Below are 15,729 nucleotides of genomic sequence, written 5' to 3' on the forward strand. Positions count from 1 at the left end.
GCGCGGTGTTGTTCTGCCTGATCGGCGCTGTGCGACACGGCGCCTGATCCTGCGTGTGACGCCTGGTGCTGACCCGTCCGCTCACGCATCGCGCACGTATGAACCCTCCGCTTGGGATGCATGACCCAGTTCGAGGCCGGTTCCGCTCGTCTTGGCGATGGTCGCAGGTGGTCTAGGCACTTGATGGACTCTTCTCCTATCCGCACGCAGGGGCCCAATTCTTCGCCCTGATGCGTACTGAGACGGGAGAGACGTCTGGAGTTGTCCGCCAGACGTCATAGCGGCGCGCCGCTATGCTTCACCCATTTCGTCTAGTGCCTTCACGGCATCTTCATCAGTGAGGGAGCTGCTCTGTATGCCCCGTCAAGGCTCGCTGCCTTCCGCGGACCGCGCTCGGCTGGACAAGCTGCTTGCCTCATGGCGGGACTCACTCATTGACTTGAGTTTCCGTAACCGGCTGCTCAACTATCAGCGCCGCTCCTCGTCCGCCGGCATGGATCTGGTCGAGCCCGGGCTGGCTGGCGTGCTGGAAGGGCTCTCCCGCGGCTGCACCTTCTCTGTCGTGCGCGACGAAGAGCCTGATGGCGAGACCCCCGGTTCGGCGCCAGCCATCGTGGCGAACCCGGCGGGTTCCATCGCCGGCGCGAGGGCGATCGACACCCCCGGGTCTCGGGCCGGAGCCGGAGGTGGTCGACCTGGTGTGGAGCTCAAGACCTCCAAGACCACCCAGGCCGAGCAGGTCAGGCACCTGCGGCGCCTGGCTCTGGTCGCGCGGGAGAAGTTCAACGACTACGGCCTGTGGGTTCTCCAACTCGGCGTGGGCTTCCTTGACTGGACGCCGGCCACCTCCGCCGAGAAGAGCTTCAGCTCACCCTTGGTGATAGTGCCGGTCGTCCTGGAACGGCGCCGTGGGGACTCGTACGTCCTGAAGATCAATACGGATGAGGAGCCAGTCCTCAACCCAGCCCTTGCCATCAAGATGGGCGAGTTGGGCATCGAATGGCCGCGTGTCGACCAGGTGGACCACCGCGACATTCCGGAGCTGCTTGCGCGGGTACGTCACGCGGTAGCCGGTGTGCGCGGTTGGAAAGTCACCAACCGGGTCGTGCTGGATACGTTCAACTCCAGCAAGGAGGTGATGTATCGGGACCTCCTGGACAATGCCGCCCGTGTGCAGGCCAGCGCCCTCGTGCGAGCCATCGGGCTCGGTGCCGACTCCGGCATTGCGTCCGGAACCTTTGCCTTCGACCCCGTCGACACGGATCGCATCGACGAGGTCCAGCCGCCCGAGAACGCCCCCCTTGTGCTCGACGCGGACTCCTCCCAACGACAGTGCGTCGCTGCCGCGCTCGAAGGCCGCAGCTTCGTGATGGATGGACCGCCCGGCACCGGCAAGAGCCAGACGATCACCAACATGATTGCGGGTCTGCTGGAGCAGGGCCGCACCGTGTTGTTCGTCAGCGAGAAGGCGGCAGCGCTCGACGTGGTCCGCAACCGACTCGGCGATCTCGGTCTCGACGACTACGTCCTGGCCTTGCACAGCAACAACATGGGCCGGAAGCAGGTGGCGCAGGAACTCGGTCAGGCATTGCAGGCACCCCGCCGTACCTCGCCCGGCAGTGCCCAGGCGGACCTCAACCGCGCTCGCCAGCTACGCAAGGAACTTTCCGGATACGCGGCGGCGATGAACGAGATCCGGCCTGGTCTCGACGCGAGCCTGCATGATGTCCTGGGACGGATCTCCCTGCTCGACGATTCCCACCCCCTGCCCCCGGCCCCCGCCTTCGACGCGGCGGCGTTCAGCGCCGAGCGACTTGGCCAGGCGACGGTGGCGGCCCGCCAGGTCAGCAGGTCATGGCGGCCGGCTGCGGAAGGCACCGCTTTCTCCTGGTACGGGCTGACAGCCACCGGAGAGCCGCTGCAGGCCCTCGACCTCGCCACCGAGACCCTCGTCGAGCTGGAGACGAGGTTGCTGCCGCACGCGGATCTCCTCGCCGACCTCGGCTGGCCGGGAGTTCGGTACGTATCCAGGCTGACCGCTCTTCTCCGGAGCGCCGGTGCGCGGCCGACTCTGCCGTTCCCGTGGCTGACCGCCGAGTACCACGGTCTGACCACAGCGGTGGCAGAGTTCCGACGCCGCCTGGAAGCGGTCATCGACGCCGAGCAGTCGGCGGAGCGGACACTCGGCAGGGCATGGGACCAGCTGCCGGCCGAAGTGGACGCCACGTCGAGTCCTGAAGAGACCGCTCTCGCGACTCTGCTGCCCCCGGCTATCGATATCAGTGCGCTCACCACTGATGCCGCGCGCGAGCTCGGGGACCGCCTCGAAGCCGACGCCATAGCACTCGATGAGGCAGTCAAGTCGCTGGCGGCGGTTGCTGCGATGTACGGTCTGCCGGCCCCTGAGACCTGCGACGAGGCCCTTCGTCTGGGCCGCCTCGCCGACCTGGCGGGGGACTCCGACGATGCCAAGCCGCTGGCGGCATGGCTCACCCGAGAGGGCGCCGCTGGTGCGAGGACCGCCGCACAGGCCCTGCGCGAAGCCGTGGACCGCCTGAGTGCGGCGCGGAAGAAGGCCGAAGGGATCTTCACGGACCGGGTATTGCAGGAAGACTCCCTCGAAGACGTGTCGCACCGGTTCGCCACGGTGCACCGGTCCATCGCTGCCAGGCTGACAGCAGCATGTCGTGCCGACCGGCGGTTGGTGAGGTCACTCCTCCCCAACGGTCGCAAGTGCACCAAGGAGGTACTCGCCACGCTGCCGGCGGCGGTGGCCTGGCAGCAGGCAGCACGGACTCTGCACGCTGAGGTCGGTCACCACGCAGCGGCCCTTGGCAAGCACTGGCGGGGCGAGGACACCGACTTCGATGGCCTGGACTCCCTTATAGCACGGGCCGATGGAATTCTGGCGCTCGCTCCCCGGGTGGTCAACCAGGACGCGTTGGCACGCGAGGTGGCTTCTGGGGGACAGCCGCGTGTTGCCGCGAGGAACACCGCGGAGCAAGCTGCCGCCCGGCTGACCGAATGGCGGGACTCTCTCGTGCTGCCGCCCATGCTTGGGCCGTCGTACGAGTTGGAACCGGGAAGTCTCCGCGCCGCCGCGCAGTGGAGTCGCGCACATGTGGCGCCGCTGCGAACCGCGGAGCGCTTGATGCGGATCGTGGAGCGGACGGCCGTCGCGGACGGAGGCGCGGCCGTGGCGCCCGGCACCTGGACGCTCGCCTCCGCACGCGCGGCAGTCCGTACCGCACGGGCGACGCGTGCGGCCGTGTCGGAGTTCCTGTCGAAGGAAGACGCGGACCGGGAACTCCTCGGTGACCTTTACATGGCCAGGAGCACCAAGGTGCCCGACCTGACCGCCGGCCTGGACTGGATCGCCGCTCTGCGTGAGTCGTGCGGGCTTCAGCAGAAGATTCTCCTGAGCGCATCCGTCGCAGAGATCCTCTACCGCGCGGAATCCGACAAGGAACTGGAAGCCGCTGCGGACGCATGGTCACGTGCCACAGGGGCGCTGGCGAATCTGTTCCGTCCGGAACGCGCCGAGCAGCTGCGTCAGTCGTTCGCCGATGGCCAGGACGCGGCCGTAAAGGCGCTGGCCGTCCTGGACAACGACCGGGGCGGTCCTGACGAGTGGCGCGCTTACGACATCGGATGCAGTTCCCTCGACGACCTGGGCCTTGGGGACCTGGTGGACCGGGCGGTGCGCCGTGGGGTCGCTCCGGCAGACTTCCCAGTCGTGGTCGAACGTGCGGTGCTCCGAGCATGGGCGGATGTCCAACTGGCAGACGACCGGCGGCTGGCCACCTCCCGGTCCGCTGACCGTGACGATCTCGTGGCCGGCTTCCGGAAGGCGGACGCGAGACTGGCCGGCCATGCCCGTCTGCGCGTCGTCCAGGCGTGTGACGGCCGCCGCCCGCGGGGTACGAGTACGCCGGGTGCGGCGCTGCTCAAGCGCGAGGGCGAGAAGAAGAGTCGGCACAAGCCCGTGCGGGAGCTGCTGGAGGCTGCCAGGGACACGGTGTCACGAGTCAAGCCATGCTTCATGATGAGTCCGCTCACCGTGAGCCGCTTCCTGCCGTCCGACCTTGTCTTCGACGTGGTGATCTTCGATGAGGCGTCGCAGGTCCTGCCGCAGGACGCCATCAACTGCGTCTATCGCGGACGGGCACTGATCGTCGCTGGTGACCAGAAGCAGCTTCCGCCCACCGCGTTCTTCTCCTCTGCGGACGACGACGAGGAGGACCGCGAGGACGAGGAGGCCCCGGACAGGTTCGCCTCCGTGCTGGACCTCTGCAAGGCGAGCGGACTGCTGGAAAGTCTTTCCCTGCGCTGGCACTACCGCAGCCGTCACGAGGACCTGATCGCCTTTAGTAACCGTGAGTTTTACGACGAGTCGATGACGACCTTCCCGGGCGCTCATGCTGAGGGTGAGGATGTCGGTGTCGCCTTCTACCGTGCCACGGAGGGCGTCTACCGTTCGGGGGCAGCGGCCCGGAACAACCCCAGGGAGGCCGAAGCGGTGGCCCGCCGGGTCATCCACCACTTCAGTACGCGCAAGGGCAGGTCACTGGGTGTCGTCGCGCTGTCCCAGTCGCAGGCCGTCGCGATCCAGGACGCTGTGGACGCGGCCAGGCAGAGTCGCCCCGACCTCGACGAGTGCTTCTCCGAGGACCGGCTGAACGGATTCTTCGTGAAGAACCTGGAGAGCGTGCAGGGCGACGAGCGGGATGTCATGATCCTTTCCGTCGGTTACGGCCCTGACGCCCAGGGCAAGTTCTCGAAGAACTTCGGTCCGATGAACAAAGCCGATGGCTGGCGCCGACTGAACGTCGCCGTGACCCGAGCGCGCTACCGTGTGGAGGTCGTGGCCTCGTTCGAACCGGGTGAAGTGGGAGACACCGGTAGCAAGAGTTTCCGGCACTTCAGCCGCTATCTGAGGTACGCGCAGAGCGGGCCGTCCGTGCTGTCCCAGGAGGCGGTGGACCCGGACGCCCAGCCGGAAAGCCCGTTCGAGGAATCCGTACTGGCGGTGCTCCGCAACTGGGGTTATGACGTACAGCCTCAGGTCGGTGTAGCGGGCTACCGCATCGACCTGGGCGTCCGGCATCCGGGCCGACCGGGCCTGTACGCATTGGGCGTGGAGTGCGACGGTGCCATGTACCACTCCTCGAAGGCGGCACGCGACCGTGACCGCCTGCGCGAAGGAGTGCTGCGAGGACTCGGCTGGGAGTTGCACCGGATCTGGGGCACCGACTGGTACCGCGACCGATCGGGATCCGAAGCCCGGCTCCGTGCCGCGGTCGATCGCGCGGTGGCTCTCGTCAGGGCGAGCCCCAGTAGCCCGCGCGCGATTGCGGGCGGCACAGCGGAACCGGATGCACCTTCGCCGCGAGCCGAATCGCGGAGCGGGGCCGCACAGCGGCCTTCTGCGGCTCGGAGCAATGGAACCCGGACCGCCGCCGCCCCGCTCTCCGCGCGGCGGAGCGGAACCGTGCCAGCCCCGCGGCGCGACGAAGTTACTCCTGCCCCCCGGTATCCGGTATCGGTATTGGCCGAGACCTCCCGTCGCCGTATCGAGAACGAACTGTCTCAGATCCGCGAGTATCTGCAGCAGCCGGAGTCCGTGGACCCCGCCACGGACTACCGGGTGCGCGCCGATAACCGGCGCCATTGGGAGAAGCGCTGTGCACAGCTCAAGGAGCGCGCGGCCTTCCTGGAGACCTTCCTCAAGGCAGTGCCCTCCACTCATCGCCCGACTGGTGGAAAGATGGTCGCACCTGGTCGTCTGATCGGCGTGACCTTCGGCGGATCCAAGGACGTCGAGGAGTACGAGATCACTTCTCAGAACCCCGCAACGGTGGAGGGTGAGGTGCTCAGCCCGTCTTCGCCCCTCGCCGCTGCCCTGCTGTGGCGCATGGCCGACTCCACAGTCGAGTACGAAGACGGATCAGGGAAGCGGCGGACCGCCAAAATCCGACACGTTCGTGACTGAAGGAAACGCCAGACGATCGAAGTAGCGGCCGTGCTGGGGAGGCCGGCAATCAGGGCGAGGCTGCGGGCGGCTTGGTCCAGGAGGAAGTCTCCGCATCTGGTTGTCGAGTACGCGGCTGAACAGCCCCTGGCCGCTATCGAGCGTTCTTCAGCCCAGGCGTTCCTTCGGATAGGGCGCCAAGTACTCGTGCGAATAGGTGAGGGAGGCTTCGCCGGTCCGCGTCGTCGATGCGCGGTAGCGTCGCAGGGGATACCCCATCGGGGAATCGCCGGGGATACCCCATCGGAGAATGGAGCGACCACCGGATGCCGCACAGGACTGATGTCGCCGACAGGCGCGGCCTGATCCTCGACTTCGCCGGGGTGCTTACCGCCAGCCCGATCGATGTCCACCGCGCTTGGTGCGTGTCGGAAGGGCTGGCTCCGGGCGCGTGGCGCAGGACTCTCAACGATCACCCTGACGGCCGGCGTCTATACGCGGCTCTGGAGATCGGGGAGATCGGGCAGGCCGAGTGGAACGAGGGCACGGCCCCGCTGTTGGGCGCGCATGTGGATCCGGTGAACCTGATGGGGCGGGCCTGGGTCCGGGTGTCCGCGGCCCGCCGGATGGTCGCGTTCGCGCGTGCCGCGCGTGCCGCCGGTCACCGGCTTGCCCTGCTGTCCAACAGCTTCGGGCTCGACCCGTTCAACCCGTACGAACACGTCGGCATCTGGGACATGTTCGATGTGCACGTCGTCTCCGGGCTGGTCGGCATGGCGAAGCCCGATCCGGCGATCTACGAACTCGTCCTGGAACGGATCGGGCTGCCCGCTGAGCAGTGCGTGTTCGTGGACGATCATGCGGTGAACCTTCCGCCGGCCGCCGATCTGGGCATCGCCACGGTCCACGTCACGGACGAGGATGAGGCCGTGGCGGAGCTGGAGGCCCTCCTCTGCGTCACGGCGGTGCTCGCCGCGTGAACCCAACTGCGCTCTGTCCAAAGGCTGTCGGCTCCACCGCTCCAACCAGTACTGTCCGTGTGGGGTCCATCACGCGGAGGTTCTGGAGCATGTAGTGGTCGGAGTACACCACCTCTGAGCGCTTGAAGGCGCTGCGGGGCGGCATGACACAGGAGCAGTTGGCGGAGGCGGCCGGCGTGTCCGTCGGTGTGGTTCGCAAGCTCGAACGCGGCGGGACGGCTCCCCTGCCGTCCTTGCTGTCGATCGCCGACGTGCTCGGCACGGACATCGCCGTGCTCCTCGGCCAGCAGGCGCCACGGCGGTCCATGGACCGCGACGAGCGGGCCGCGTTACGCCTGGTCTCCGCAGCGACCCACGACGTGGCCGTCGGTCTCCCAGCCGAAGTCGAGCCGGGAACCGTCGAAGAGCTCCGCATCGTCGTCCGTCGTGCGGATACCACGTACTGGGGAGGCCGGTACACCGAACTCGGCACTCTCCTTGGACGGCACCTACCCGAGGCGCGAGCCAGGTCGCTCTCCCGGTCCTGGACGATCTCGCCCGTCGCGCCCCCGGTATCCAGACCAAGCAGCGTTACGCTCGCCACCTCCAGCAGACCGTCCCCGAGCACGCCGATCGCATCCTGAAGAACCCCGCCTGGGACGCTCTCGCCACCGTCCTGGCCAACGCGGAGACAGCCGGCCACAACCCGTCCGCCCTCCTCGACCAGGCCCTCGGCCAACGCGCTCTCAATGACGCCCACAACCCAGCGCGTGCCCTGACTTGGCGCATCCACCGCCTCGGGCAACGCCACGCACCCGGCCCCCTCGCCCAGGCAGCCATGGCCCGCAGCACCACACGACTCACTGCCACCCCGGTCCATCCGCCGGCGGCCACACCGGCCGCCGTACAGCAGCCGCAGGTGCGGCGGCGTTGACCGCGAGGCGCGGGGCGTGCTGCCACGCCGTCTGTAGGTGCGTGGCCGCCACCCACAGCGTGACGGCGTCCAGCGCCTCCAGTGAGGGGAGGATCACGAACTTCGCTATCTGCCAACGCAGTTCGGCCAGGAGGACTGATCAGATGGTCGGCTCGGGGGCCTTCTCCTTCACGGGCTCGCCCTCCGGCGGCCATCGCCGACATGGAGCCGTACCGCCGCATCGTCGGGCTGGCGACGCTCCAGCGCATCCGCTCCACCCTGCGTGCCGCTCTGAACTCCGCGATCGCGCAGCAGATGATCATCTTCAATCCGACCGCGCACGTCGAACTGGAAGCGGGCAAGCGCCCCGAGGCGCTCGTGTGGACCGAGGACGGGTCCTGCACTGGCAGCGCACCGGCGAGAAGTCCTCGCCCGTCATGGTCTGGACGCCGGAGCACACAGGGCGCTTCCTTGACCACGCGGCGTACGACCGCCTGTACGCCCTGTTCCACTTGATCGCGTTCCGCGGGCTCCGGCGCGGTGAGGCGTGCGGGCGGAAGTGGACCGACACCCACCTGGACGCGGGCCTCATCACCGTCGCCAAGCAGCTCGTCGTCGATGGCTGGGAGGTCTACGAGGACGACCCCAAGACCGATGCGGGTGCGCGCACGATCGCCCTGGACGCGGACACGGTCGAGGTCCTGTGCCGGCATCGGGCTCGGCAGGACGAGGAGCGTGAGAAGTGGGGGACCGCCTGGGTTGAGACCGGCCGCGTCTTCACGCGGGAGAACGGGGAACTGCTCCACCCGGCCAACGTCACCCGCCGCTTCATCGAGCTGTACGAGGAGATCGGCCTCCAGCCAGTCCGGCTCCACGACCTGCGCCACGGCGCGGCGACCCTCGCCCACGCGGCCGGCGCCGATCTGAAGGACATCCAGGAGATGCTCGGCCACTCCTCGATCACCATCACGGCGGACACGTACACGAGTCTGCTCCCCGAGGCGGATCTCGCGATCGCCGAGGCCGCGGCCCGTCTCGTTCCGCGTGCGCGCGCCCTTCGCGACATGCCGGACGGTGCTGATCGTTTGGGGGCCATTTCGGGGGCTGCCGCCCCGTCCGCTCACGCAGCGCTCACGCAAACGGCCTCGGACGGGACGTCCGAGGCCGAGTGAGACCCCTCCCTGAGGAATAAACCCCAGGTCAGAGTGGTACTGCATGGTGCCCCCGGCAGGATTCGAACCTGCGACACCCGCTTTAGGAGAGCGGTGCTCTATCCCCTGAGCTACGAAGGCGGGGATCTGTAGGAAAATGTGTTGGAAATTGCGACGGAAGCCGCGATCCCGGACACATCGATCCACTGATCCAGCGGTGCGCCAGCGGACTGGCGCGCCGCCGTCAGTGTAGCGGGTGGGGGTGCGCAGGCGAGGGGGTTACCCGCCCGGCGCCTGGAGGACAGAGGTCCAGCCGCCAGCCAGGCAGCGGCTTACCTATGTGGCTCACCTACGGTGCCGAGGGCGATGGAGTTGATCATCCAGGCGAAGCCGATGTAGATGAGCAGGGCTCCGGGGGCGCCGTAGGCCGGCAGGCGCTTGTCCCAGTGGGAGTAGTCGAGGGTGCAGTTGGTGGACTCGCTGTCCTGGCGGAATCCCTTGAGGCGGTCCCCGAGGTCGGTGTTCGGCGGGATCTGGCGGAGGTGCTCGCAGCGGTTGAGCTTCGGTCGCTTGGTTCTGGGGTCGAGTGTCCTGTCCTCCTTCGTCTCGTAGACGGGGATCAGCTCGATGTGCGGTCCGTTCCTGCAGGGAATTTCGACTGCGTGGTAGAAGCGGTAGCTGTTCACTCCGGGGCGCACCGGAAGTTCTCGGACGGGGAGTGGCATGTAGATGGTCTGCCCGTCGACGGAGATGTGCCGTTCGCATGACCGGCCCGCTGCCGCGTAGACGTCGTGGATGCAGTGGTCGTAGCGGTACTTGTTCAGTGGCTTGGGGCTGATTCCGTCGTGCTGTGGTGTGTAGACGACGATTCCCCGGGCGACGAGTCTGGCCCGGTGGGTTCCGCGCCAGGCGGTGTCGAACACGGCGGCGATGACGCCTGGCGCGCGGTCGAGGATCTCGTGGCCGAGGCGCAGGGCCGTGCTCGCCTCCTCCTCCCTGTCCGGATCCTCTTCCGGGGACCGGTGGCGGGCGCCGTCGGCGTTCAGGATGATCCGGCTGTGAGCTCTCTCCGGCAGGCGTACTGAGAAGGAGACGATCTTCTTTCCGTAGACGGCCCTGTCGCCACCCTCGATCTGGATTCCGGCGTCCGGATCGACTCTGCGCCGTCGCATCTTGCCGGTTTTCTCGTCGCGGGTGAACTGCTCGGTCTGGTCCGAAGGGGGTCTGACGACGGTGGCGTCGCCGTTGATCACCTGGCTACGGTCCGGGCGCAACCAGCAGCCGCGGGGTCTCTCCTCCGACAGGTAGCCGAGAGCGATCGCCTGCTGGATCCAGGCGTCCCGGGAAGCTTCACGGAGCTGAGGGAGGGCGTCGAGCATTTTGTGCCGGTACTGCAGCCAGTGATGACGCTGAGGGCCGGTTTTGGGGAGGGAGTCGGCCTCCTCGTCGCCCAGGCACCGGCGTACTCCTTCGCGGACGATCTCCCAGATCGTCTTGTGCTGGAGGTTGGCTTCGGTGGAGCGGGCCGTGTTGAAGACAGAGATGGCGCAGACGTAGATGAGGAAGACGTAGGGCGGATAGTGAGGGGTGCGTCCGCGTGTTCCCGGCTCTTTTCGGGGGAGGACAGCGGTGGCCACCTCGTACAGGGCAGGGTTGGCGACGACGAGTTCCAGCCGTTCGATCTCCGGGATGTTCCGGGCCTCGGGACCCTTGGGTTCGGGATCGAAGCCGGCCGGACTGAAGATGTCCCGGGGTGTGGGGCCGAGGATCCAATCGGGCTTTTTCTTGACCTTCGCGGCCTTCTTGAGTTTGCGCGGGGCACTGGTGGATGGGCTCACGTGTCGGCCTCCTCTACGGAGGGCCGCCACTGGTAGCCGGCCAGCCGGGCTGCACCATCGAGGGAGGAGAGGCCGAAGCGGAGCGCGACGTCGGCGATCTGACCGGTCTGCTCGAAGATCTTCGCGGCGAGCCAGCTGGAGACGTCTCGCGGAGCCGCCGAGCGTCCCTCAGCCGCGATAGCACCACTACGGACGATCTCACCGAAGGCGGTGCACACGCTGGACTGGCGCCGGTAGGCGGGTGAGTCGGCGATAGTGGCGAGGGTTTCGGCGCCGTCCGCGCTTGAGTGCTTGAGGATGCATTCGGCGCGCAGGCGCAGGACTCTGGTGCTCCAGTCGTCGTCGAGCGGGCAGTAGCGGGCTGTGGTGTGAGTGGTGCCGCAGGCCCAGACCCGGGCGTGCGGGAGATCGAGGTCGCTGACGGTGGTGTAGCCGATCTCGCCGGTGTGCAGGCCGGAGAGCAGGAGGCCGAGGACGGTGGCGTGCCGAGTCTGGGGCATGCCGCGTTCGGCGTGGAACCGTAGCGCTTCAATGTCGCGGTCGGAGAGCGCGCCCGCGGGCCGGGGCGCGGACCGCGGGATCGGCGGAAGGTCGAGCAACGGGGCTTTTGTCGTCAGGCCGAGGTGCCGGGCCTCCGCGAACAGGGCGTCGACGCCTGACTTGCGGACGCGGCGCGTGCTGTCGGCGGGTGTGGTGATCAGCCGCCCCTGCCGGTCGCGTCCTGGCGCGTCCACGAAGGTCTGAGCGACGGCGTCTGTGATGTCGTCCAGCCGAGTGACGCCCAGAGCCGTGGTGAACCGCAGCAGGCGCTCGCCGACCTTGATGTAGGACTCGGCAGTCTGGGCGCTCAGGCGCCCGTTCCGGACAGCCGTGTCCCACTCGCGTACGACCCGGAGGAAGGCTGAGCGGAGGGTGATCCTAGGCATGGAGACCTCCCGCTCGCTCGCCGGAGCGCTGCTGGACAGTGGTCATGATCACTGGATTCGACGAAACGTGTGGGGTGCGCGGCTCAGTCGCGCTACGGTGACTGGTGGCTCTCGCCTCGTGTGAGGGCACGCCAAAGCCCCCTCTCTCGTGGGCTCTTTGCCCGCGGGGAAGTGGTGGGTTTTCGGTGGGGGGTCCGGAGGCGCCGAACCGGCCAAGGAGATAGCGCCTCCGGACCCAGCTCTCAGCTGTTCATGGACTCCTTTCGCAGCGGCGCGGCGGAACCCAGCTGCTGGATCAGCCGGTGGGTGTCGAGCCATTCGCCACGGTCCATCGCCGCGATGGCAGCCAGTGGCCACAGCGGGACGAGGAGTTCGGCCTTCAGCGGCGCCTCGCTCCTCTGTGCGCGAGCGCTCACCGCAGACAACACAGTGACCAGCCCGGTCACGTGGTCATGCAGAGCGGCGGCCTCATCGGGATTCATGTGCCACGCCTCCCCCATGCCGAGGTGTGCCGACAGCAGCTTCTCGACGTCCACGTCGGGGCCCAGGCGGTGGTCGGCCTCGCCTTCTCTGCGAGGGCCGGGGACGGTTGGCTCGTCCTTGTCTGAACGGCGAGAGGCCTCGGCGTCGGGGGCCGAAGAGCACGAGAATCCGGCGTCGCCAGCCGGCCCGCCTGTCTGAGGCTCTTCGGTCGTGGAGGATTGCCCTGGACCCGTCTGCGCGGTGGGCTCCTCGGACGCTGCGGTGCTGCCCGAGGCAGGGGCAACGTGCTCGTACCACCGGATGAGACCGTCGGGCTCCTCGATGAGAAAGCCCGTCGCGACCATCAGATCGAGGAGACGGTCGACCGCCTTTTCATGACCACGAGTTCGTACCTGCCGAAGGAACTTCAGCCTGAGTGCGACCCGGGGTGCGGGTCCCTGCTCGAGACGCTCTCGTGCGGATCGTACGAACCACAGTTTCTGCCAGTCCGTGCGGAGGGCGCTCAGCCCCTCTGTCCGGCCGTTTGCCCAGGCGCGGGCGATCTCCTGAGCGCTCAGTGATGGCCTGTAGATGCCCCGAGCGGAGATCTTCTCGACCAGACCACAGTCGGTCAGGAACTTCATGGAGATCCCGATCCGCCACGGACCGATGTCAGTTGCCTCATCCATCGCGCTGACGTGGAACTGCTCGGTGAACCTCCCTGCTGTGGGGATCAGGTCGCAGTACGTCGACGCAGGCACGCGAGGGTGAGGCAGCGGTTTCGCCGGCTCGGCCTGTGCCGAGTGGTGACCTTTGCCAGCCAAGGCGTCCTCCAGGGGCCGTGCGAGAGTTGGCGCGTGCGCAGCGTAGAACACGGTCGTCGCCTGGCGCAGGCAAACTGTGGATCTTGTTGCTGAGCAACACGTCTGCCAGCAGACGGAGTTGGAGCTGCGCTGGCGTTTCGGCACCTGCACTCGCCAGGGCGGCGCCCCTGGCGACGTCCTCATGGCGCAGCCCGGCGGTGCTGTAGGGGGCGAGGCGTGACGCTAATAACTTGATCCACGCCAGCGCTGGCGGTGAGTTTTGTGTGCCATCTGTGCCGCTGTGGATAGGCCGCTTGGAGTGGCCGTCCCAAGCGTGAGGCGCAGCTCGGTCGCTCGCGAAAGATCACTGGAGATTCCTTTCCGGACCCGCCCCTCCAGGGGTGCTATATCAGTAGCATGGGTGAGGTGGGTCCGCATTCCGAGCGCCCTTCCGTCACACTTGTCAGGTGCCTGGAGGAACGAGACGTGCGCAGAGGCCGAACACATACGTGGTCGGCGGCGAATGGCCGCATGCCATGATGGAGCCGCACCGTGGTGCCCTCGTCGCACAGGCCATCGCTCGGAAGCTCGCCCAGGCGATGTCTGACCAAGGACTGAGCGCCAATGCCCTTGCTCGCAGAAGCGGGGTCAATCGGCAGGTGATCACCAACGTCCTGAACGGCACAGTCTGGGCCGACACGCTCACCGTGATCGACCTGGAAGGTGCTCTTGGTGTGATCCTGTGGCCTGATCACGTGCAGTGGCGCATCCCTGCCGCCGGCGAGGCTCCCGAGGGCTACAACGATGAGGTGGAAGGGACACCCGCCGAAGGTTCGAGCGCACCGGACAGCGTGGGGTGAGCGAGGTCGCCAGACCTCGATTGACGGCCGCACGCTGGGGGAACGCCTGAGGAATGTGGCAGTCGGCGGCCAGCGGCTCGAAGGCGGTCGTCACGGAGCTGGACCCCCTGGGTGATGTGGATGGTGCGGATGTGCGGGGCCTTGGCCTGCTTCAGTGACTCCAGCCGGCCTGCGAGGTGTACGAGCGGGTTACCTGGCAGCGTCGCCGTCGAGGTCCAGGCGGATCAGGGCCAGCGCCGTGGCAATCTCGATGGTCATCTCGTCGTCGGGGCCGAACACCATGCACATGTCCTGATGGAGCGGTTCGAGGACCTGCCGTGCTTCGGCGGCTCGGCCCTGGGCGAGCAGCAGCATCCCGATGTTGTGTCGTAGCTCCACCGCTTCCTCACTTACGTCACTATCGACGGCCCGCACGACGTTCAGCACGCCCTGGAGCGCGGCGAGCGCGTCGGTGACCTGGCCCAGTTCGGCGCGGCACCGGGCCGCCTGGGCACGGCAGGCGCGGGACTGCTCGCCGGTGGGGCCGGTGATGCGGGCGTAGGCATCGGAAAGGGCCTCGAACTCGGGCAGGGCGGCCCGGTAGTCGCCGCCGAGGAGGCGGATTGCCGCTTGCTGGCGGCGCAGCGCCAGAACGGCCTTGCTCTCGGAGCCGAGAGCGAGGGCCGCGGGTTCGATGATCTCGCCGAGCACCTCGGCGGCCTGAGCGAACCGCTCCTCCTCCAACAGGGCGTCGGAATGGGCGTACGCCTCCTTGATGTCCTCGCGCAGTTGGGCGGGAACGGGCACCGGCTGGGCCCCCGGGAGGACGGCCGTGGGCGGCAAACCATCAGGTGCGAGCGCCTGGGCGCGGGCACGGGGCGCGAATGGGCGACGGAACACGCCCGTCGGGTCGGGTGGTCCAGCCGGCCCGGCGCCAGTCGTGCCGGGCTCCTGGCCCGGAGGTGGGAGGAACGGCAGCAGTCGCGCGTACACCTCCTGCGTGTCGGCGGGCCGTGCCTCGGGCGCCTTGCGCAGCAGGTGCAGGACCAGCTCCTCCAGCGCCTCGGGGACGTCGGGCCGCAGCTGTCGCAGCGGGGTGGGGGCGGCGTTGACGTGCTGGTACATCAACAGGTACGCGTCCTCCGCCTCGAACGCGAGTCGTCCACTGAGGAGTTCGTGCAGCACACAGCCCAGCGCGTACAGATCGGTCTGCGGGGTGATGCGTCCGCCGCGGACCTGTTCGGGCGACATGTACTGGTGAGTGCCGATGGGGCTACCGGTGGCGGTCAGTTTGGTGACGTCGGTGCGCAGGATCGCAGCGATGCCGAAGTCGAGGACCTTCACGGTGCCGTCGCGTGCGACGAGGATGTTGCCCGGCTTGAGGTCTCGGTGGATCACCGGGACGTCGTGCGCGTACGACAGCACGGTCGCAACCTGCGCGGCGACGGCAGCCGCCCAGCTGACCGGTAGCGGCCGGCCGGGGTCCAGGTAGGCGGACAGCGGTACACCGTCGACTAGTTCCATCACCAGGAACAGCCGCTCGTACGACGCGTCGAGCACCGCGTCGTACACCTGCGGCACACCGGGGTGCTGGATGCGCGCGGTGATGCGGGCCTCGCGGCGGAAGCGCTTGGCGAACTCCTCGGCCAGTTGCGGAGAGGAGACCGATGCCTGCCGGATGAGCTTCACGGCGACGGGCCGGTCGAGCACGGCGTCGTAGCCGCGCCACACGTCGCCCATGCCTCCGTGGCTGAGCTCCTCCAGGAGTTCGTAACGGTCGGAGATCGCCTCCTGCGGCACCTTGCCCCCGGTGTGCGTGATGAACAGTCACGGTCAGGGGTCAAGTGTGACCGCTGCGTTGATCTGT

At 67.8% G+C, this 15,729-nt stretch carries 9 protein-coding genes, 1 tRNA gene and 2 pseudogenes; 6 read left to right on the forward strand and 6 right to left on the reverse strand.

Annotated elements, in window-relative coordinates; translation table 11 throughout:
• Positions 1–439: 439 nt before the first annotated feature.
• The 4 genes and pseudogenes from KME66_RS19875 to KME66_RS34035 all read left to right on the forward strand — a co-directional run.
• Entirely contained in the window at positions 440–5,992 is a 5,553-nt protein-coding gene (locus tag KME66_RS19875) for a DUF4011 domain-containing protein (protein WP_216324249.1), read from the forward strand.
• Positions 5,993–6,297: 305 nt separating this feature from the next.
• Positions 6,298–6,951 carry an HAD-IA family hydrolase gene (locus KME66_RS19880; RefSeq protein WP_216324253.1) on the forward strand — a complete coding sequence of 218 codons (654 nt, stop codon included), beginning with the start codon at positions 6,298–6,300 and terminating at the stop codon, positions 6,949–6,951.
• Positions 6,952–7,073: 122 nt separating this feature from the next.
• Entirely contained in the window at positions 7,074–7,574 is a 501-nt protein-coding gene (locus KME66_RS19885; protein WP_301184500.1) for a helix-turn-helix domain-containing protein, read from the forward strand.
• Positions 7,469–7,864 (forward strand): annotated as a pseudogene (locus KME66_RS34035) (mobilization protein); the annotation flags it as partial. The gene KME66_RS19885 and the pseudogene KME66_RS34035, both read left to right, overlap by 106 nt.
• Here KME66_RS34035 and KME66_RS19890 read toward each other — a convergent pair.
• On the reverse strand, positions 7,791–7,961 hold the full coding sequence (locus KME66_RS19890; RefSeq protein WP_216329826.1) for a hypothetical protein: 171 nt from the start codon (positions 7,959–7,961) through the stop codon (positions 7,791–7,793). The pseudogene KME66_RS34035 and the gene KME66_RS19890 sit on opposite strands and share 74 nt — an antisense overlap.
• 89 nt (positions 7,962–8,050) lie before the next feature.
• On the opposite strand from KME66_RS19890, the pseudogene xerC reads away from it, so the two are divergent.
• Positions 8,051–9,015: pseudogene (xerC, locus tag KME66_RS19895) on the forward strand (tyrosine recombinase XerC); the annotation flags it as partial.
• A gap of 44 nt (positions 9,016–9,059) precedes the next feature.
• Here xerC and KME66_RS19900 read toward each other — a convergent pair.
• The 4 genes from KME66_RS19900 to KME66_RS19915 all read right to left on the reverse strand — a co-directional run bounded on the left by KME66_RS19900 (position 9,060) and on the right by KME66_RS19915 (position 12,981).
• Positions 9,060–9,135: transfer RNA gene (locus tag KME66_RS19900), tRNA-Arg, on the reverse strand.
• A 191-nt stretch (positions 9,136–9,326) separates the two neighbouring features.
• Positions 9,327–10,832, reverse strand: a complete 1,506-nt coding sequence (locus KME66_RS34040; RefSeq protein ID WP_253208417.1) for a hypothetical protein — start codon at positions 10,830–10,832, stop codon at positions 9,327–9,329.
• Positions 10,829–11,758 carry a hypothetical protein gene (locus KME66_RS19910; RefSeq protein WP_216324256.1) on the reverse strand — a complete coding sequence of 310 codons (930 nt, stop codon included), beginning with the start codon at positions 11,756–11,758 and terminating at the stop codon, positions 10,829–10,831. Before KME66_RS19910 ends, KME66_RS34040 begins: the two co-directional genes overlap by 4 nt.
• A gap of 242 nt (positions 11,759–12,000) precedes the next feature.
• A complete protein-coding gene (locus KME66_RS19915; protein ID WP_216324259.1) occupies positions 12,001–12,981 on the reverse strand; it encodes a hypothetical protein in 981 nt (326 codons plus the stop codon).
• 578 nt (positions 12,982–13,559) lie between these two features.
• Between KME66_RS19915 and KME66_RS19920 the strand changes: the two genes are divergently transcribed.
• Entirely contained in the window at positions 13,560–13,883 is a 324-nt protein-coding gene (locus tag KME66_RS19920; protein WP_253208418.1) for a helix-turn-helix transcriptional regulator, read from the forward strand.
• Positions 13,884–14,072: 189 nt separating this feature from the next.
• On the opposite strand, the gene KME66_RS19925 is transcribed toward KME66_RS19920, so the two are convergent.
• On the reverse strand, positions 14,073–15,662 hold the full coding sequence (locus KME66_RS19925) for a serine/threonine-protein kinase (RefSeq protein WP_216324262.1): 1,590 nt from the start codon (positions 15,660–15,662) through the stop codon (positions 14,073–14,075).
• Positions 15,663–15,729: the final 67 nt, after the last annotated feature.

The sequence above is a fragment of the Streptomyces sp. YPW6 genome (assembly GCF_018866325.1).
Taxonomy (GTDB): Bacteria; Actinomycetota; Actinomycetes; order Streptomycetales; family Streptomycetaceae; genus Streptomyces.